The organism is Enterococcus quebecensis (assembly GCF_001730365.1).
Lineage (GTDB): Bacteria > Bacillota > Bacilli > Lactobacillales > Enterococcaceae > Enterococcus_L > Enterococcus_L quebecensis.
The window spans coordinates 63,360-82,847 of record NZ_MIKB01000001.1 but is presented as its reverse complement, the minus strand read 5'-3'; the positions used below and the strand labels follow the sequence as shown (position 1 = coordinate 82,847).

Sequence of the window (19,488 nt, the reverse complement as noted above, 5' to 3'; positions counted from 1 at the left end):
GAGACTTTTTCTATAATTTACTATTTGTATATCCTACTATTAATTTGAAAATCAGCAAAAATAGCTTAAAAAAATAAATATTAAAAAGGAGTAAATAATGACAGTAGAACGAATTCCTTGGGATCAATATTTTATGGCGCAAAGTGTATTATTATCGTTAAGAAGTACGTGTACCAGATTAGAAGTCGGTGCAACAGTTGTTAGAGACAAACGGATCATTGCTGGAGGTTATAACGGATCAGTTAGTGGAGACGTTCATTGCATTGATGAGGGATGTTATGTTGTTGATAATCACTGTGTTCGAACGATCCATGCTGAGATGAATGCAATTTTACAGTGTGCAAAATTTGGTATTCCAACAGATGGGGCTGAAATTTATGTGACTCATTTCCCTTGTTTACAATGCACAAAAATGATTTTACAGGCTGGAATTAAAAAGATTCATTATTTAAAAGATTATCGAAATGATGAATATGCGATGGCTTTGATCCAGCAAGTGGGTGCAACCGTGGATCAAGTAACCTTATCAAAAAAATATTTTGCTGAATTACAATTAGGAGAAGAAGAGATTGCTTCAATGGACGAAGCACCTCAAACAGGTCAATAATTACTGGGTATTTCCAGTTTTATTAACAATAGGAACAGTTTTTTTAGTTTTAAAACCAAGCTTATTAACAGGAATGGTCTGGTTTTATCTTATTAGTCGAGTTCTTTGTACAGGAAATAAGACGTTAATTAGTATTAGTTTTCTATGTATGTTTACGATTATTGTTTCATGTTATCTCACTCTAAGTAAAGAGAAACAACCGAAGTTTTCAGAAACAAGCGAGACCACCGGACAACTAGTGGTATTGCCTGACAAGTTTAAAATTGATGGTGATCAACTTCAGCTAGAGGGAGAGTTCTCTACTCATAAAAAAGAAAAGCACAAAGTAATCGCTTTTTATCGCTTTGATTCTGAGGAAGAAAAACAGAGATGGGAAAAAGAGAATCAAGTGACAAAGATCAATCTCTCAGGTACCTTTGAGATACCTATTACTCAAACGAATCTTAATGGTTTTGATTATCGACAACACTTGCGAGAAAAAGGTGTATACCAAACTTTAACAATCAGTGATATACACACAATTAAAATTGAAAATCCTAAATTTTATGAAATTTTAGCTTGGTTAAGCATAATCAGAAAAAAAGCAATCGATTATTGCTCAGATACTTTTTTGGAAGAAACTGCAATGCATCTAAAAACTTTGATTTTTGGTTTTAAATCAAGTGAATTTTCTCAAAAAGAAGGTATGTTAGCTAATCTGGGCATTTTACATCTGTTTAGTTTATCAGGTATGCATGTAACCTTCTTTATTGGGAGTTTTAGATATTTGTTCTTGAGATGGGGGATTGTTGTTGATCGACTATTTTGGTTACAGTTATTATTTTCTTTTGTTTATGCTGGATTAACTGGCTTTTCAATTAGTGTTGTTCGAGCGTTGATACAGAGTATATTTTCCCTTAGTAATCGACAGTTTAAATGGCATTTATCAAGTTTGGATTGTTGGAGTTTATCATTGCTTGTAGGACTTATCTTTCAACCGTATTTGTTATTTTCAATAGGTGGCCAATTAAGTTATAGTTTATCTTTTTTTATTTTATATGTTCAGCCAATTGTAGAACGAATCCAAAATCGACAGCTACAGATGTATTGTTTCTCTCTGTTACTGAATATCGCCATGATTCCCTTGGTTGGACTTTCCTTTTTTGAATGGCAGCTGACGAGTAGTTTATTTACATTTTTGTTATTACCTGTTTTTGAGGTAATATTATTACCCGTACTAACGGTTAGTCTGTTAGGATCGTTTTTATTTAAACTTAACTTGTTAATTAATGGATTAGAGATTTATTTTCTAATACAGCGAGCAGCCTTTGAGTGGCTAAGTCGTTATAGCACATATGCAATAGTTACTGGTGTGTTTTCTCCAGTACTTTTTCTACTAATTTGTTTTCTACTTTTTTTGTTGTTGCATACGATGTATATTCGATCAAAAAAATCATACGTAGTTGGTATTATTCTTATTCTGATGTTGTACAATAAATATTTATCCTTCAACGGAACCGTTGCTTTTATTGATGTTGGACAAGGAGATAGCATCTTTATTCAAGCGCCATTTCATCAGGAGAATATTTTGATTGATACAGGTGGGAAAATTGATTTTAAAAAAGAAGAATGGGCTGTTAAAGCAAAACAACCGAAGAATGCTGAATATTCAGTAATTCCATACTTGAAAAGTAAAGGCGTGAAATATTTAGATAAGGTGTTGATCAGTCATGGAGATATTGATCATTGTGGTGATTTATTAACGATCAATGACAAAATCCCAATTCGTTCCCTTTATTTTCCAGTTGGTACAGAAAATAAAGTCGCTTTTCGTCTTATGATGAATCGTTTAAAAAAGACAGGTACTAAATGCTATCCAATTTTAGTTGGTGCTTCGATTAGTCAAAAAATTCCACTTAAAATTCTTGCTCCTAGCATTTCAGGAACAGGAGAAAATAAAGATTCGATGGTAGTTTATACCAAGATTGCTGGAAGGCGTTTTTTATTTACAGGAGATTTAGAAAAAGAAGGGGAACAACAATTATTAGAACAGTTTTCTTCGCTAAAAGTAGATGTTTTAAAAGTAGGACATCATGGCAGCAAAACCTCATCTGATCCTGTGTTCATTGAAAAGCTCAGAGTGGCTGATGGAATTATTTCATGTGGGCGTAATAATAGGTTCAAACATCCTCATGAAGAGTCAATTTCTGCATTAACTAAGAGTGACGTAAAGATTTTTCAAACAGATAAAAATGGGATGATTTATTATGAATGGTCACCATTTTCAAAAATGTCATCTGCCAAAACAATCATAACAGGAAACTAGCAATTCCTTAAGCAAAGTGATAGGATGGAAAAGAGAAATGAGGGAAAATATGAATTTACAAGAGGCGTTGAAAAAAGTAAGACAACAGCAGTTTGCTTCTGTTTATCTAATTCAGGGAACAGAAGGGTATTTAAGTGAATTGTTTAAAACAGAATTAATGAACCAACTGATCAAAACAGAAGATGATCAATTTAACTACTCTTCATTTGATATGGAAGAAGTTCCGTTATCTGTTGCAATGGAAGAAGCTGAAACGATACCATTTTTTGGTGATTATCGGTTGGTTTTTATTGAAAATCCTTATTTTTTAACCGCTGAGAAAAAAACAAATGGGCTCGAACACGATATTGACAGTTTACTTAAATATCTAGAGCAGCCGTCACCAACGACTATTCTAGTATTTATTGCGAACGTTGAAAAATTAGATGAACGAAAAAAAGTGGTCAAATCAATAAAAAAGCTAGCTGAAATCATTGATGTTAATCCAATGGGGGAGCGAGAAGTAAGACAGTACGTGGAACAAACAATTCATGGAGAAGGATATGAAATTCGACCAGAAGCTTTTGACTTATTACTACAGCTGACTGATTTAAACTTATCAAAAGTGATGGGAGAGTTACAGAAATTATTTTTATATGCATCTGATAGCAAAATAATTTCATTAAATAGTGTCAAAGAGTTAGTGCCTAAATCCTTAGAACATAATGTGTTTGACCTAACAAATGATGTTTTATCTGGTCATGGAGAAAAAGCAATCCAACTATATGAAGATCTATTGCTTCAAGGAGAAGAAACTATCAAGTTAAATGCGATTTTATTAAATCAGATTCGTCTCTTTTTACAAACAAAAATTTTAGCGAAGTTAGGGTATCAACAATCAAATATTGCTGATACATTAAAGGTTCATCCTTATCGAGTGAAACTAGCTTTACAGCAGGTGCGAAGATTTGAACTTGATCGTTTGGAAGCTATCTATGATGAATTAGTGGAGAATGATTATCAAATGAAAACAGGTAAGATGGATAAAGAGTTACTTTTTGAGTTATTTATTCTTAAATTATCTGGACAGGTTATGAGTTAAATATTGAATAGAGGTAACTTTCTATGAATGAATCTAAAAAAGTAGTTGAGTCTTTTTTTGCGGAAGTTCGGTCTGGAAAAAAACTTCAAGCGGCACACGATTTTTTGCATGAGTCCGTAGTTGCGCATCAAGTTCAGTCTGAAAATGAATATACAATAACGAGAACTCCTCAAGATTATATTGATCATGTAAAGGAAATGCAGGAGCTCTATGGTCAATTTACATTAGAGATTCAAGAGCTATTGGCTGAGGATAATAAGGTCTATGTCCGGTGGAAACAGACTGGACAAATTAGTAACGGAAAAACGGTCGTCCAAATTGCGAGCGCTGTTTACCTTGTGGAGAAAAATAAAATTTCTGAATACTGGATCCAAATTGATCGTAAAGGACTTGAACTTCAGGACTAGAAGTAATTATGTCGAAAAATAAGAAGTAAGGGATGAAAAACATAAGTTTTTTTCTTCCTTACTTTTTTGTATAAAAAAGAAGCTAACGTTTGTTAGCTTCTACAAATCATTATTTTGCTAATTTTTTGCTTAGACGTGATTTGTCACGGCTTGCTTTGTTTTTATGGATTAATCCTTTTGTTTCAGCCATATCAACAGCTCTAGCAGCTTCTTTATATAACGCATCAACATTGTCAGCGCCAGCAGCTACAGCATCTTCAAATTTCTTGATAGCTGTACGCATAGCATTTTTTTGAGATGAATTTTGAGCATTCTTATTAGCGTTAGTACGTACACGTTTGATTGCAGATTCAATATTTGGCATTTCTTTCACCTCCGATAAATTAAGGTCTTACACAGGAAAATCCATATGTAATTCAACACTAATCATTATACCTAATCCAAACAGGCATTGCAATAAAAGATGACAAGTTTTTTTCCTTAACAGTAAAATTATTGATTTCATCATGTAAAAATGAATTTTTGTGTAAGGATAATTAGACGGATTCTGCTGTTTTTGTAGAATAGTTCTTTGCAGGAGAATATTGTTTAACAGAGATCGTTTGTAGCATTCTCAAGCCATTTAAAATCACCAAAATCGTACTGCCTTCATGCCCAATCACGCCTAAGGGTAAATTAATAATTTGGAAAAAGTTAGACAAAATCAGTATGATAATGACTCCCGCAGAAAATAGAATATTTTGAGTGACAATTCGCTTCAATTTTTTTGAAAGTAAATGACTCATTTGTAATTTCTCCAAGTCATTTTGGATTAAAACCATATCGGCGATATCCATAGCAATATCTGTTCCTTCTCCCATAGCTATGCCGATAGCCGAATTTGCTAAAGCTGGAGCATCATTGATACCGTCACCGACCATTGCATTCACGCCGTATTTCTTTTTTTGTTCTTTAATCAAGATTGTCTTGTCTTCAGGTAAACAATTCGCATAAACTTCGTCAATCTTAAGTTCTTTTGCTACAGCAGCAGCTGTTTTTTCATGATCTCCAGTGATCATGGTTGTATGAACACCTGCTTCTTTAAAATAGCTGATAGTTTTTTTGGCTTCTGGCTTAGGAACATCTAATAATCCAAAATATGCAACTATTTCTTGGTCTTTGAACAAACAAATCACTGTTTTTCCATCTTGTTGGAGTTCATCAATTTTTGTCAGTAAGGTGTTGTCTATTGTTGTTTGGTCGTTAAACGTACTTTTCCCTATACGCCAAGTAGTAGAGGCAATAGTTGCTTCCATTCCTAAACCAATGACGTTTTTGACTTCAATCTGTTCATAATCTAATGTAGTTTCATCATCAAAACGGCTGACAATAGCTTGAGCTAAAGGATGAGTAGACCTTCTTTCCATCGCTACAAGAATATTTAGAGCATCCTGATCGTTGTTTAAGAATAGGGAATCAGTAACAACAGGAACACCACGTGTCAGAGTGCCAGTTTTATCAAAAGCAATTGCTTTTAATGAAGCCAAATTTTCTAAATACACGCCGCCTTTAAATAATACACCATTTCTTGCTCCATTAGAGATTGCGGCTAGTGTTGCAGGTGTAGCTGAAGCTACTAAAGCACATGGAGAAGCAACGACTAATAAAACCATTCCTCTATAAAAACTCTCATTCCATGACCAACCTAAAAATAAATAAGGAATCAAAATCATTAATGGAATAGCAATCAAAACGACTTTTACATAAATGTTTTCCAGTTTCTCGATAAAGCTTGCTGTTTGGGAAGGAGTATTTTGCGCTTCATCTACTAGTCGGATGATTTTAGCGAATAGTGTATCTTCACTATTCTTAGTAACAGTCATTGTAATGGCTTCGCCTAAATTGATTGTTCCTCCAAATAAGGAATCATCTTTTCTTTTTTCAGCAGGTACAGATTCTCCTGTTATTGCTGCTTCATCAATTGTTGAAGAACCCTTTGTTAATATACCGTCAATCGGGATACTTGCTCCTTTAGGAACAAGTAATAAATTTCCAATCTGTAATTGGTTCACAGCGGTCTCGGTCGTTTTTCCTTGATCGTTAAGTAACAATGCTGTTTCTGGTTGCATATTCATCAAACTGGCAATTTCCTTTTTGCTTTTGTTTGTCGTATATTCTTCCAATGCACCACTAAGACAGAAAATAAATGTTAGCATAGCACCTTCAAACCAATTACCGATGATACAAGCTCCGATGGCAGCTAAAGCCATCAGTAAGTCTACATTTAAATGACGATTTTTAATCGTTTCAATTAGCCCTTCTTTTGTTTGTTTAAATCCGCCAAAAAAAATAGCTAAAATAAAACTGATGGGGTAAAGGGCTGTACCTGATTTTTCTAGTATAAAGCCAATAACCATAAATAATAAACATAAAATAGTAGATAGAATTGCTTGTTTTTCTTCTGAAAGTTTCATAAATATCACTCCTTATAAAAAGGATAACACATCTATTATCTAATTGATAATAGAATCAACTAAATGAGAATGATAGTGGTTATCAATTAGAAATAACCTTTATTTATAAGGTTTTGTTTTTTGTTTTTAAATAGATTGATTCTAATTAATAGTGATAATCATTATCATTAAGGAGAGTTCATTTTACTTACTTAAATTATTCCGATAAATAAAAAAGAACCGATTCAATCGGTTCTAATAGTCTTATGAAAATAGCCAATAACTAATAAGTAGCACACCCAAAATAATTCGATACCATCCAAAAGCGGTGAAATCGTTTCGTTTCAGGTAGTTTAATAAGAACTTAATAACGATAACTGATACAACAAATGCAACGATAGAGCCAGTTAGCAAAATAAAAATTTCTGTAAATCCAAATGAATTTCCTTTCAATACGAATTTCAAAATTTTTAAGAAGCTTGCTCCAAACATAACTGGAATTCCAAGGAAGAATGAAAACTCTGTTGCAACAAATCTTGAGGCTCCAATAATAATTGCTCCAAGAATTGTCGCTCCTGAACGAGAGGTACCTGGAATCAACGATAAAACTTGGAAAAAGCCAACAACTGCTGCCGCTTTATACGTGAATTGATTTAAATCTGTACATTTTGGTTTACGTGTTCTATTTCTTTTTTCAATTACTACAAAGGCAACTCCGTAAACAATTAACATTAGGGCCACTGTAAAGAAATTGTGAAATTTAGCTTCCAACCAGTCATCTAGCGGGATGCCAATGATTGCTGCGGGTGCACAAGCAACAATAACTTTAGACCAAAGAACCCAAGTATCTTTTTTCTCTATTTCAGTTTTTTGAGGAGAGAAGGGATTTAGTTTATGAAAGTAAAGAAAGACAACAGCCATGATTGCACCGAGTTGGATAACGACATTAAACATCTCCATAAAGTCTTTACTAAGGTTCATTTTAATAAATTCATCGACTAAAATTAAATGCCCAGTACTACTAATAGGAAGCCATTCTGTCACACCTTCGATAATGCCAAGAATAATTGCTTTCCATAAATTTGATAAAAGCATAGGTTCAATCCTTTCCGGAATAAAATAATAAATCACTAATAGTATACCTTTTAGTGTCAAAAAAACCAACTAACTTTTTGTGAGGGGAGAAAAGTGGACTACAACATATTCATTCTTGTAATTATTCTGAGAATTTTCTATACTATTACTATTCATGAAAATTGGAGGATAAAGTAAATGTTTGGATTTTTGAAAAAGAAAGAACCAGTTCAATTAAATGAAACGCTATATGCAGTTGCTAAAGGGAATTTAATTCCCATCAGTGAAGTTAAGGATCCTGTTTTTTCTCAGAAGATGATGGGAGACGGTTTTGCAATTATTCCAGAAACAGGTGAAATATACTCGCCCATTGAAGGGGAAGTACTTAGTGTGTTTCAAACAAAGCATGCGGTTGGCATGAAGATGGGAAATGGTTTAGAAATTTTACTTCATATGGGAATTGATACTGCAGAATTAAATGGAGAGCCATTTGACATAAAAGTCAGTGAAGGAAGCAAAGTATCTAGAGGAACGTTGATAGCTAAGGTTGATTTAGAATTTATTACTTCTGCTGGGAAAGCTACCGACATGGTTGTTGTAATTACCAATATGGATTTAGTAAAGAGCTTTAATCTAACTAGAACTGGACCGATAAATGTAGAAGATGAAGTTGGGGTTGCTACAGCGTAAAAACGTGGATCGCCAATTGAATAAATAAAAGAGTGTTTGAGAGAGTCGAAAAAATAAACATTTTCGCTCTTTTTATATTGATTAATCCGAAATTTTATTTTGTTAAATCTTAATATTTATGTTTTTTGTTGAAATTTAATTTCATAAAGTTTATAATGAAAGCGTATTAGAAAGGAGTGGCTGAAATGTTTGGCATTTCAATTTTCTTAGGTGAAGAAATGACTGGTGAGACACGGACATATATTCAAGAAATGCATCAAATTGGATTTAAAGGGATTTTTACTTCCCTACATATTCCAGAAGAGAATGGAGACCTCTATGCAAACAGACTGAAAGAGCTTGGTGAAGTTGCTAAAAAAGCTAAGATGAAATTAATGGTTGATATCTCAGGAATTGCTTTGGAACGTGCGGGCTTTTCCTTTGAGCATTTAGATGAACTTTTATCTATAGGAGTAACCGGTTTGCGTATGGATTATGCTATTTCCAATCAACTAATTGCAAAAGTATCTCAATCTCTTGATGTTGGTTTGAATGCTAGCACGATTACAACAGATGATATAACAGAATTAAAATCTTTTCGTGCAAATTTTGAACATATTGAAGCGTGGCATAATTACTATCCAAGACCCGAAACAGGTTTATCAAGTCGATTTTTTAGAAAGAAAAATGAATGGTTAAAGCAAACTGGATTTCAAGTAGTTGCCTTTGTTCCGGGGAATGAGCAGCTGCGTGGTCCATTATATGAAGGATTACCTACCCTTGAAAAACATCGCTATGACAATCCATTTTCAGCCGCAGTTGATCTGAAAGAAAATTATAGAGTTGAAGGTGTTTACTTCGGAGATCCTATGATTAGCAAACGAACACAGAAGCAGTTTGAAATATACAGTAAGTATGGTGTTATTCAAATGGAAGTTGAAGATATTGGTAGTCGTTATTACTCACTTATTTTAGGTGATCATAATAATCGACAGGATGAAGCAAGAGATGTGATACGCAGTGCTGATGCACGTTTTGGAAAAATTGAAATGATTGAACCAGAGGAAGTATTAGAACGTAAAATGGGCAGTGTAACGATTGACAATATTGGTTATGGAAGATATATGGGAGAAATTCAATTAACAAAAATAGATTTACCAGAGAATAAAAAGGTTAATGTTGTTGCACAAGTGACGCCAGAAGATCATTCTTTGTTGCAATTGATAAAAGCTGGTAGAACGTTTAACTTGACGGAGAAAGGAACATTATAAAATGAATTTAGAAAAATTAACCACAGAACGCAGAAACCAAGAAACTATGAATTTAGATGAACTAACCATAAAAGAAGCACTGGAGAAAATGAATCGAGAAGATCAAAAGGTTGCTTTAGCTGTAAGAGAAGCACTTCCTCAAATAGAACCAGTTGTAAAATCAATCATAGATTCTTTTAATAATGGAGGGAGACTCATTTATATGGGGGCAGGAACAAGTGGCCGTTTAGGTGTGCTAGATGCTGCAGAATGTGTACCTACATTTGGTGTATCGCCAGAAATGGTTCAAGGTTTAATTGCAGGCGGACAAAAAGCGATGACTATAGCTGTTGAAGGAGCAGAAGACTCACAAGAGTTAGGAAAACAAGATTTAACAGATTTAGGACTAACAAGTAAAGATATTGTGATCGGAATTGCTGCAAGTGGACGTACTCCTTACGTGATCGGTGGATTGATCTACGCAGACTCAGTTGGTGCCACTACCGCTTCAATTTCTTGTAATAAAGAAGCTAAAATCAGTCCATATGCACAATGGCCTATTGAAATTGACGCAGGTCCTGAATTTTTAACGGGTTCAACTCGATTGAAATCTGGAACGGCTCAGAAACTAATTTTGAATATGCTATCGACTATTTCAATGATCGGAATTGGTAAGGTGTATAAGAACTTAATGGTAGATGTAAAACCAACGAATGAAAAACTTGTTGAACGCTCAAAACGAATTATTATGGAAGCAACTGCTTGCAACTACGAAACAGCAACAACATATTTTATCAAAGCAGATGAAAATGTAAAACTAGCAATCGTTATGTTATTGACAAATGCGTCAAAAGACGAAGCGCTAAAAAAATTAGCACAAGGTAACCAATTTATAAAAAATACACTTTAAATGAGATCGAAAGGAGAAACAATCATGGTAGAGGACAAAATCAAATATTTGGCTAGAGAAATTTATAAAGAAGTAGGAGGTAAAGGGAATGTATTAAAACTACGTCACTGTATGACACGTGTTCGTATGGATATTCGTGACTACAACAAAGTTAATCTAGAAGGATTAAAAACTATTGAGGGAGTAATGGGTGTCGTAGAAGATGACACATTGCAAGTTGTAATTGGACCTGGAACTGTGAATAAAGTGGCGCAAGAAATGGTTGACATAGCTGGTGTAAAATTGGGTGAGCCATTTCCAGATCAGGAAGATCAAACTGGAAAACAACTAGTCGAAGAAAAAGCTGCTAAAGTCAAAGCGACACAAAAGGAAAAAAATAAAAGTAATTCTAGATTCAAAAAGGTTTTGAAAGCGATTTCTAATATTTTTGTTCCGTTAATACCTGCATTTGTTGGAGCAGGTATAATTGGTGGGATTGCGGCAGTAATGTCAAACTTGCTAGTTGCTGGAACGATCGGCGATTCATGGCAACAATATATAGACGTTTTGAATATCATAAAAAATGGAATATTTGCTTATCTAGCTTTATATACTGGGATTAATAGCGCTAGCGAATTTGGGGCAACACCAGCGCTTGGAGGAGTGATCGGTGCGGTAACCATGTTGACTGGTATGAATCCAGAAGCACCCTTACCTAATTTTTTGACTGGGGGGAATTTATCAGCTGGACAAGGTGGAATTATTGGTGTTATTTTTGCTGTTTGGTTGTTGTCTTTGATAGAAAAACAACTGCATAAAGTGATACCAGATTCGATTGATATCATTATTACACCAACAGTTGCCTTACTTGTGATTGGATTGATAACGATTTTCCTGATTATGCCTATTGCAGGTTTTATATCAAATAGTCTTGTTGGTGTAATCAATGTTGTTTTAGAAAAAGGAGGTATTTTAGCAGGATTTACTTTGGGTGCTACCTTCTTGCCAATGGTCATGTTTGGGCTACATCAAATACTAACGCCGATTCATATTGAAATGATTAATCAAACAGGGATGACATTACTGTTGCCGATTCTAGCAATGGCGGGTGCAGGTCAAGTAGGTGCAGCTTTAGCCTTGTGGATTCGTTGTAAAAAAGATAAGAAACTTGTTGAAATGATTAAAGGTGCACTACCTGTAGGTATATTAGGGATTGGTGAGCCATTGATTTATGGTGTGACACTGCCATTAGGACGCCCCTTTGTTACAGCTTGTATTGGAGGCGGTATTGGTGGGGCTGTAATCGGAGCATTCGGTAACATCGGTTCGATTGCCATTGGTCCAAGCGGTGTAGCACTGATACCATTAATTGCTAATAATCAATGGTTAGCTTATGTCTTAGGTTTACTCGCTGCATACGCAGGCGGATTTATTGCTACCTTTTTATTCGGAATTCCAAAGGATTTACAAGAAACATAAGTTGGGAATTTTAGAGATGTCAATTACTTTTTAATAGAGGTTTAATGGATGCGTTTCTTTTCTGTTTGATTTTAGCTATAATAAATCTATGAACTGATTGGAAATCTTTTTATAGTTATGAAAACAAGTTTGAGTTAAGCAGAAAAAGGATGTGTAGTAATGCTGCAAAATATTATCTTAACGATCCAAGATCATCTTAAGCATTTACCAGGTTCGGAACAAAAAGTGGCAGAATATATCTTAGAGAATACAGGAGAAGTCATTAATTTAAGTGCTCAGGAACTTGCAAAAAAAGCAGGATCTAGTCCAGCTGCTATCATCCGCTTGTGCCGATCAATAGAAGTAAATGGCTTTACTGAATTAAAATTATTGCTCTCAGCGAATCTAGGAACTGTGGATACGAAAATGTATACTGAAGTTGAAAATGGTGAGACAACAGCAGCGATAAAAGAAAAGTTGCAGCATCGTTTGGTTCATGTGTTGGAAAGAACGAGTGAGCATTTGGCAGATGAGGCGGTTGACCGAGCTGTTAGAGCAGTAGGAAATGCTGAGATTATCTTTGTTTATGGATTGGGTGCTTCCTCGCTAGTTGCACAAGATATCTATCAGAAATTTACCCGTATAGGCTTGAGTGTTTTCTTTACGATGGATCAGCATTTATTTGCCTCTGCAATGGGAACAAACCGATTAAAGGGCATTTTCATTGGTATTTCAAATTCTGGAATGAATCAGGAAACAAATGCATTAGCCGATCTTGCCATAGAAAAAGGACTGACAGTCATCGGGCTGACAACGAACCCAAATTCAATGTTGGCAGAAAAAAGTTCGATTATATTGTTAACTCCAGAAGGAGAAGAAGCACCTTTGAGAAGTGCGGCAACTGTTTCTTTAACAGCACAATTATATGTGGTTGATGTTTTGTTCTTTGCTTATGCAGCTAAAAATTATGAGGTTACATTAGAAAAAATTCAACATTCAAGAGACGCCGTGGCAATCGTAAAAAAAAGCAATTAAAATTTGTTTAATCAATTAAAATAAGGTACTGATGAGAAATGTTAATAAATTCTCCAGTACCTTATTTTTTCAGTTAATTAGATAATGAAAGAGCACGTCCTTTGGCAATGTAGTCAGTATCATTGACACTATCAATGGTAAACGTCCCATTTTCGTATACGAGTTTAGTTACGCTACCGTTCTCTAAACCAATTTGCATTGGTAAGCTATGATCGATCAGAGATAATAAAAATGAAATTGTCAATCCATGTGAGACAACCATCACATTTCCACCGCCATTTTTTTCTCGGTGTTGTGCTATGTCTTCAAAGCCACTCCAGACACGTTCTTTGATTTTTTCATAAGGTTCTGCCCAATTTGCCGTGTCAGCTGCAATAATGGCATCGGCTAAGTCTTTATAACTAATTCGATTTGTCATCATATCTTCATAGTCTTTAAACGCTAAAATTCTAGGTACAACGCCCCAAAGTTCACCATCATAGCCTCCGTCTAAAGAACCAAAACACCATTCACGAATACGACTATCAGTACTATAAGGAATCGTTGAGCCATGTTGGTGCTCTTGTAAAATAATACGAGCAGTCTGCATTGCACGTCCACTATCGCTAGAGTATGCTTCTTTAAAGTCCGTGTCCCTTAGTCCAAGACCTAGATAGTGAATGATTTTTTCTCCTTCTTTAGTTAAAGGAGTATCTGACCAGCCCTGTGTTCGGCCTATTGTATTAAACATGGTTTTGCCGTGACGAATAATATATAACGTTGTTGGTTTATTCATGACATATCCTCCTTGTTTTAAAAGCTTAGTGGGGTAAAGATTTATTCAGGAAAATTGATGTGACGCTTTTAGTCACAGGTTTATTTTATCTTTTTTTGAGGAGCTAGAGAATATAAAAGATAAGTATGAAAGTCTAGTTTTAATTAAAGAACGGATTGTTTTTCTTTTCATGCTCAATAGTTGTAGCATCTCCATGGCCAGGATAAGCTGGAAACTCATCTGGTAATGTGAAAAGATAGGTATTGATACTGTGAAGAAGTTGTTGCATATCACCTGTGTGCAAATCTGTCCGACCGATACTGCCTTTAAATAAGGCATCTCCAGTGATAACAAAGTCATCGAAAACAAAACTTAAACTACCAATTGAATGACCAGGAGTAGGTACAACAGAAAATTTGATGCCACCTAAATCATAGTCCGTTAATTCAAATTCTATTTCTGCAGGTTGGACAATGATGTCTGCAATATCATCATGACGACCTAAGCCGGATAAATTTAAGGTTGGATTTGATAGCCATTCTTGTTCAAGGGGACTAACATATACAGGAATATGATAATGATGACGTAGTTCTTCGACTGCTCCAATATGGTCATAGTGTGTGTGTGTTAACAAAATAGCAAGTGGTTTCTTGTTTGTTTTTTCAATTAAAGAAACAATTTTTTCTGCTTCAGCACCTGGATCGATGATCAATAGGTTGTTTTCGTTATAGATTAAGTAACAATTTTCTTGAATCTCGCCAGTTTTGATTCGTTCGATTTTCAGCATAATTTTTGCCTCCTAGTAAGTGTGAATCTTCTATAAGTATAACCCAATTTAGACTAGAATCAAAAGCTATAGATGTTCTTTCTAAAATAATTTTTAGGAATCATATCAATTTTTTTAAATGAATTTTTTTATTAAGTTGATTCAAATGTTGTAAAAATAACTTGTCTTTTTTTGTGTTCGACATTTCAATGTTCGTGTTTCGCTTGTTCTTTCGATTATTTTTTATAAAAATACAAGAAAAATATATCAAGAATACGAATTATTGTGTATACTACTTTTGTATTGTTATGAGAGGAGTATTTATTTTGTTTAAATTTGTTGTAAAAGGAACTGCATTTTCCAGTGCTGATTCAAAAAATGTAACTATTCTTGAAGATGCTTTATTTTGTATTTCTGAATCTGGAATAATCACTAAAATCATATTTTCATCTGAAGAAGAATACGCTAAAACGATCCATGAGTATTCAGCTATAAATAAGTTGCAAGAATTAGCTAAGGGTCAGTATATTTTACCTGGCTTTGTTGATCTTCATATTCATGCACCTCAATGGGCCCAAGCTGGAACTGCGCTTGATCTGCCTTTATATGATTGGCTTAACACTTACACATTTCCTCTAGAATCAAAATTTTCTGATGAGCAATTTGCAGAAAAAGTCTATTCTGATTTAGTTTCAGAATTAATAAAAAATGGAACAACCACCGCCTTGTATTTTGCAACTGTTCATCGAGAAGCAAGCCTACGTTTAGCTGAAATTTGTAGTGAAAAAGGGCAAAGAGGCTTAGTTGGAAAAGTTGTGATGGACGATCCAGAACAAAATCCTGAGTATTATCGTGATACTAATGCCCAGGAAGCCATTTCCGAAACAGAATTATTTATACAAGAAGTGTTAGAACTAAATAAAAAAACACCTCAAGGCGTTTATCCAGTAGTAACACCACGCTTTATTCCAAGCTGTACAGAGGATTCTTTAAAAGGATTAGGGGATTTAGCAGCAAAATATGATGTTCATATCCAATCTCATTGTAGTGAAAGTGATTGGGCCCACTCGTTTGTTAAAGAACGATTTGGAAAAAATGATGCTTTTGCACTAAATGATTTCGGTTTACTAACAGAAAAAGCAGTCATGGCTCATTGTGGTTTTTTATCTGATAAAGACATGAAGTTATTTTCGGAAAAAGGAACAGCAGTTGCTCATTGTCCAATATCTAATGCTTATTTTGGCAATGCTGTGACGCCAATAGCTAAATTATTAAGGGAATATCAAGTAGAAGTTGGGTTAGGCAGCGATATTTCAGGAGGTTTTTCTCCTAGCCTTTTTGATAACATCAAACAAGCCGTTATGTCTTCAAGAATGTTGGAAGATGGCGTAGATAAAGAATGTAGTAGTGAAACACGTGGCGTTCCAAATTCCAGCATTACGTTAAACGAAGCATTTTATTTAGCGACTGCTGGCGGCGGGGAATCATTAAGTTTATCTGTTGGAAAGTTAGCTATTGATTATGCGTGGGATATCCAAATTATTGATACGCAGGAGTTACCGATTTTTTCTGAAGAAGAACCGTTAATGGATATTTTTCAAAAAATACTTTATTTATCGCGACCTGAGAATATTCGTGAAGTTTGGGTTCAAGGAAGAAAAGTTCACGACAAAAATATGAAGATATTAAAGGGGCAATAGTATAATGTCAGAGATGAAGGTAAAAAAATCAAAATTAACTGTCGGGCCAAATGATGATGTATCAATCGGACAATCAGCTCTTTTAGGAATTCAACATGTTCTAGCGATGGATGTATACGTTGTCCCATTTATCATTGCTTCAATAATAGGTCTAACAACTAAAGAATCTTCAGCGCTGATTCAATCTACTTTTATTGCTGCTGGACTTGCTACAATTATTCAATCCTATTTTTGTATGAAACTACCAGTTGCACAAGGCCCTTCATTTATACCTATTGGAGCAGTTGCAGGTATTTATTTTGCCAATAGTCAAAATGGTAATGGATGGGGAACTGTTTTAGGAGCTAGTTTGATTGGAGCAATTTTAGTGATTATTTTAGGTGTAACAGGTGTCTTTAACCGACTAATCAAAGCCTTTGTGCCTCCGATTGTTGGAGGAACGATTATTTTTATTGTAGGTTTATCACTAATGCCTGTTGCTTTAAATGATAATGTTTTTATGGCTTCGGGAGATTTAGGTCAAAATATTTTATTGGCGACCATTGCGGCTTCTTCGCTTATTTTGTTTGCGATGATCGGCTCGCATTTTCCTGGGAAAGGTCGTATATTTAGAATATCTTCAGTGATTTTGGCGTTGATTATTGGCTGTCTGACTGCGCAATTTATGGGGATACTTGATTTGTCTCAGGTATCTAAGGCGCAGTTACTTAGCGTTCCCAAAATCCCGTTTGTTAATTTCCATTTTTCATTTGATCTATCATCTATTTTAACAATGGTTATCATTTACGTTGTTTTAATGGCTGAAACAACAGGTACGTGGTTTGCGGTTAGTAATGTTTGCGAAGAACCTTTAACAGATGAAAACATTAACCGTGGTGTTGTAGGGGAAGGCATTGGGTGTTTTATATCGTCTATGTTAGGAACAACACCAGTTACGGGATATTCAACGAATGCAGGAATCATTTCAATCACTGGTGTTGCCAGTAAAAAAGTGTTTGTAGCAGCGGGAGCATGGTTCATTGTTTTTGGTTTGTCAGGAAAACTATCAACATTGATTTCTTCCATACCATCTCCTGTGATTGGGGGAGTTTTCGTCATTGTGTGCGGTATTATTTCAATCAGTGGGCTTAAAGTAATTAAAGAAGTTGAAATCAGTGAAAAAGAAATGTATGTGATTGCAATCCCTATGATTCTTACGATTGCGTTAACCTTAATACCTAAGGAATTTATTCAATCTTTACCTCAATTTTTACAATATCTATTTAGTTCTTCGGTGGCTACAGCTTCAATTGCAGCGATCCTTTTAAATCGCTTATTGCCAGAGGAAAAGGCGGAAAAACACAAAATGGAGCAAACAAGATTAGAAAAAAGTGAGATAAATGCTGTTTGAAGACTCTGGATTTGAAGTTTTCATCTGAAAAGACGAACAATCGGAAGTTAGTCTGCATATTTTTCGTCATTTACCTTTGACTTTCACGAATAAATAGTGTAAATTAGCATAGGTGTTGGAAAATGCGAACGATTTAATGTTTAATGTTCGGGTTTTTGCGTATTTTTAATAGAACTTGCTAGGAGGCAATAAAGTATGAAAGTTTTTGATTACGAAGATGTCCAGTTGATTCCGAATAAATGTATCGTGAACAGTCGTTCTGAATGTGATACAGTGGTGAAATTAGGTAAGCACACCTTTAAAATGCCAGTCGTTCCTGCAAACATGCAGACGATTATTGATGAAGAAATTGCAGAATTTTTAGCGAAAAATGATTATTTTTATATTATGCATCGTTTTGATGAAAGTGCTCGAATTCCATTTATTGAAAAAATGAATGCTAAGGGTCTAATCACTTCAATTAGCGTAGGGGTAAAAGAAGGCGAATATGCGTTTGTTGAGGAATTAGCAGCACGCAACTTAGTTCCTGACTATGTAACGATCGACATCGCTCATGGTCATTCCAACGCAGTGATCAATATGATTCAGCATCTGAAAAAACATTTACCAGATACTTTTGTTATTGCTGGTAATGTGGGAACACCTGAAGCTGTTCGTGAGTTAGAAAATGCTGGGGCAGATGCGACGAAAGTCGGAATTGGACCTGGTAAAGTTTGTATCACAAAAATTAAAACAGGATTTGGTACTGGTGGTTGGCAATTAGCAGCACTACGTTGGTGTGCTAAAGCAGCTAGAAAACCAATAATTGCAGATGGTGGTATTCGTACACACGGAGATATCGCAAAATCAGTACGCTTTGGTGCAACGATGGTTATGATTGGCTCTTTATTTGCCGGTCATGAAGAATCTCCTGGTGAGACGAAAGTTGAAGATGGCGTTGTTTACAAAGAATACTTCGGCAGTGCTTCAGAATTTCAAAAAGGTGAGAAGAAAAACGTTGAAGGGAAGAAAATCTGGCTTCAACACAAAGGAAGTTTAGCTGATACATTAGTAGAAATGCAACAAGATTTGCAATCTTCCATTTCATATGCAGGTGGACGTGATCTTGAAGCAATTCGTAAAGTGGATTATGTTATAGTAAAAAATTCAATTTTTAATGGTGATACAATTTAATTAAAATCTAGATATCATGAGACTAGGAGATGACTCGAAGAGTTAGTTCCTAGTCTTTTTTTGTTTTTACTTTACCTGTCGTAGTAATCATGGTATTATAATTACAACGACAGACGTAGTACATCTGATGGAGTAATTGGAGGTGGTCCAATGATCGGCAGCGATGCAATAAGAGGATATAATGATACATTCATTTTATCTGTTTTGCAGGAAGGAGATTCTTATGGTTATGCGATTTCTAAAAGAATCACGGAGATTTCTCAAAATAACTATTCGATCAAAGAAACAACGTTATATTCAGCGTTTAACCGTTTAGAAAAGAATGGATTTATCGAATCATTTCCCGGGCAAATCACACATGGGAAGAAAAGAACGTACTATAAAATTACGTCGTCTGGAAAACAATACTTGGAAGAAAAAAAAGTCGAATGGTTATTGACAAAAAAAGTGGTCGAACGTTTTATTATTTAACCTACTATGCTTTTAATTTAAGGAGGA

The 19,488-nt window shown here is 34.8% G+C and carries 18 protein-coding genes; 13 read left to right on the top strand and 5 right to left on the bottom strand.

Features of this window, described 5'->3' with window-relative positions; translation table 11 throughout:
• The first annotated feature begins 97 nt into the window (after positions 1-97).
• The 4 genes from BCR23_RS00375 to BCR23_RS00360 are packed head-to-tail and all read left to right on the top strand — an operon-like array spanning position 98 to position 4,400.
• Entirely contained in the window at positions 98-607 is a 510-nt protein-coding gene (locus tag BCR23_RS00375; RefSeq protein WP_069633524.1) for a ComE operon protein 2, read from the top strand.
• On the top strand, positions 570-2,912 hold the full coding sequence (locus BCR23_RS00370; protein ID WP_069633523.1) for a DNA internalization-related competence protein ComEC/Rec2: 2,343 nt from the start codon (positions 570-572) through the stop codon (positions 2,910-2,912). The genes BCR23_RS00375 and BCR23_RS00370 overlap by 38 nt, the downstream gene beginning before the upstream one ends.
• A 49-nt stretch (positions 2,913-2,961) precedes the next feature.
• A complete protein-coding gene (holA, locus tag BCR23_RS00365) occupies positions 2,962-3,993 on the top strand; it encodes a DNA polymerase III subunit delta (RefSeq protein ID WP_069633522.1) in 1,032 nt (343 codons plus the stop codon).
• A gap of 23 nt (positions 3,994-4,016) precedes the next feature.
• Positions 4,017-4,400, top strand: a complete 384-nt coding sequence (locus tag BCR23_RS00360; protein ID WP_069633521.1) for an ester cyclase — start codon at positions 4,017-4,019, stop codon at positions 4,398-4,400.
• A gap of 109 nt (positions 4,401-4,509) precedes the next feature.
• Here BCR23_RS00360 and rpsT read toward each other — a convergent pair whose 3' ends face one another.
• The 3 genes from rpsT to BCR23_RS00345 form a co-directional block, all read right to left on the bottom strand.
• On the bottom strand, positions 4,510-4,764 hold the full coding sequence (gene rpsT, locus BCR23_RS00355; protein WP_069633520.1) for a 30S ribosomal protein S20: 255 nt from the start codon (positions 4,762-4,764) through the stop codon (positions 4,510-4,512).
• Positions 4,765-4,936: 172 nt separating this feature from the next.
• Positions 4,937-6,853: a heavy metal translocating P-type ATPase gene (locus BCR23_RS00350; protein WP_069633519.1), complete on the bottom strand. Its 1,917-nt coding sequence runs from the start codon at positions 6,851-6,853 to the stop codon at positions 4,937-4,939.
• A gap of 243 nt (positions 6,854-7,096) precedes the next feature.
• Positions 7,097-7,927, bottom strand: a complete 831-nt coding sequence (locus tag BCR23_RS00345) for an undecaprenyl-diphosphate phosphatase (RefSeq protein ID WP_069633518.1) — start codon at positions 7,925-7,927, stop codon at positions 7,097-7,099.
• Between the two features lie 177 nt (positions 7,928-8,104).
• On the opposite strand from BCR23_RS00345, the gene BCR23_RS00340 reads away from it, so the two are divergent.
• From BCR23_RS00340 to BCR23_RS00320, 5 genes are all read left to right on the top strand, one after another.
• Positions 8,105-8,596, top strand: coding sequence for a PTS sugar transporter subunit IIA (locus tag BCR23_RS00340; protein ID WP_069633517.1), 492 nt, complete (start codon positions 8,105-8,107; stop codon positions 8,594-8,596).
• Between the two features lie 185 nt (positions 8,597-8,781).
• On the top strand, positions 8,782-9,846 hold the full coding sequence (locus tag BCR23_RS00335) for a DUF871 domain-containing protein (protein ID WP_069633516.1): 1,065 nt from the start codon (positions 8,782-8,784) through the stop codon (positions 9,844-9,846).
• Position 9,847: 1 nt separating this feature from the next.
• Positions 9,848-10,735 carry an N-acetylmuramic acid 6-phosphate etherase gene (murQ, locus tag BCR23_RS00330; RefSeq protein WP_069633515.1) on the top strand — a complete coding sequence of 296 codons (888 nt, stop codon included), beginning with the start codon at positions 9,848-9,850 and terminating at the stop codon, positions 10,733-10,735.
• 24 nt (positions 10,736-10,759) lie between these two features.
• Positions 10,760-12,193, top strand: a complete 1,434-nt coding sequence (locus BCR23_RS00325) for a PTS transporter subunit EIIC (RefSeq protein WP_069633514.1) — start codon at positions 10,760-10,762, stop codon at positions 12,191-12,193.
• A 159-nt stretch (positions 12,194-12,352) separates the two neighbouring features.
• Positions 12,353-13,207 (top strand): MurR/RpiR family transcriptional regulator, encoded by an 855-nt coding sequence (locus BCR23_RS00320; protein ID WP_069633513.1) that lies wholly within the window; start codon positions 12,353-12,355, stop codon positions 13,205-13,207.
• 73 nt (positions 13,208-13,280) lie between these two features.
• Here the strand turns inward: BCR23_RS00320 and BCR23_RS00315 are convergent, their stop codons facing one another.
• On the bottom strand, positions 13,281-13,982 hold the full coding sequence (locus tag BCR23_RS00315; protein WP_069633512.1) for a histidine phosphatase family protein: 702 nt from the start codon (positions 13,980-13,982) through the stop codon (positions 13,281-13,283).
• A gap of 139 nt (positions 13,983-14,121) precedes the next feature.
• A complete protein-coding gene (locus tag BCR23_RS00310) occupies positions 14,122-14,748 on the bottom strand; it encodes an MBL fold metallo-hydrolase (protein ID WP_069633511.1) in 627 nt (208 codons plus the stop codon).
• Positions 14,749-15,053: 305 nt separating this feature from the next.
• On the opposite strand from BCR23_RS00310, the gene guaD reads away from it, so the two are divergent.
• The 4 genes from guaD to BCR23_RS00290 all read left to right on the top strand — a co-directional run bounded on the left by guaD (position 15,054) and on the right by BCR23_RS00290 (position 19,461).
• The gene (guaD, locus tag BCR23_RS00305) at positions 15,054-16,427 is read left to right on the top strand and encodes a guanine deaminase (protein ID WP_141706660.1); all 1,374 of its coding nucleotides are present in this window, start codon (positions 15,054-15,056) and stop codon (positions 16,425-16,427) included.
• A gap of 4 nt (positions 16,428-16,431) precedes the next feature.
• Positions 16,432-17,817, top strand: a complete 1,386-nt coding sequence (locus tag BCR23_RS00300) for a uracil-xanthine permease family protein (protein WP_069633509.1) — start codon at positions 16,432-16,434, stop codon at positions 17,815-17,817.
• A gap of 195 nt (positions 17,818-18,012) precedes the next feature.
• Entirely contained in the window at positions 18,013-18,990 is a 978-nt protein-coding gene (guaC, locus tag BCR23_RS00295) for a GMP reductase (protein ID WP_069633508.1), read from the top strand.
• A 150-nt stretch (positions 18,991-19,140) separates the two neighbouring features.
• Entirely contained in the window at positions 19,141-19,461 is a 321-nt protein-coding gene (locus BCR23_RS00290) for a PadR family transcriptional regulator (protein ID WP_069633507.1), read from the top strand.
• The last annotated feature ends 27 nt before the right edge of the window (positions 19,462-19,488 follow it).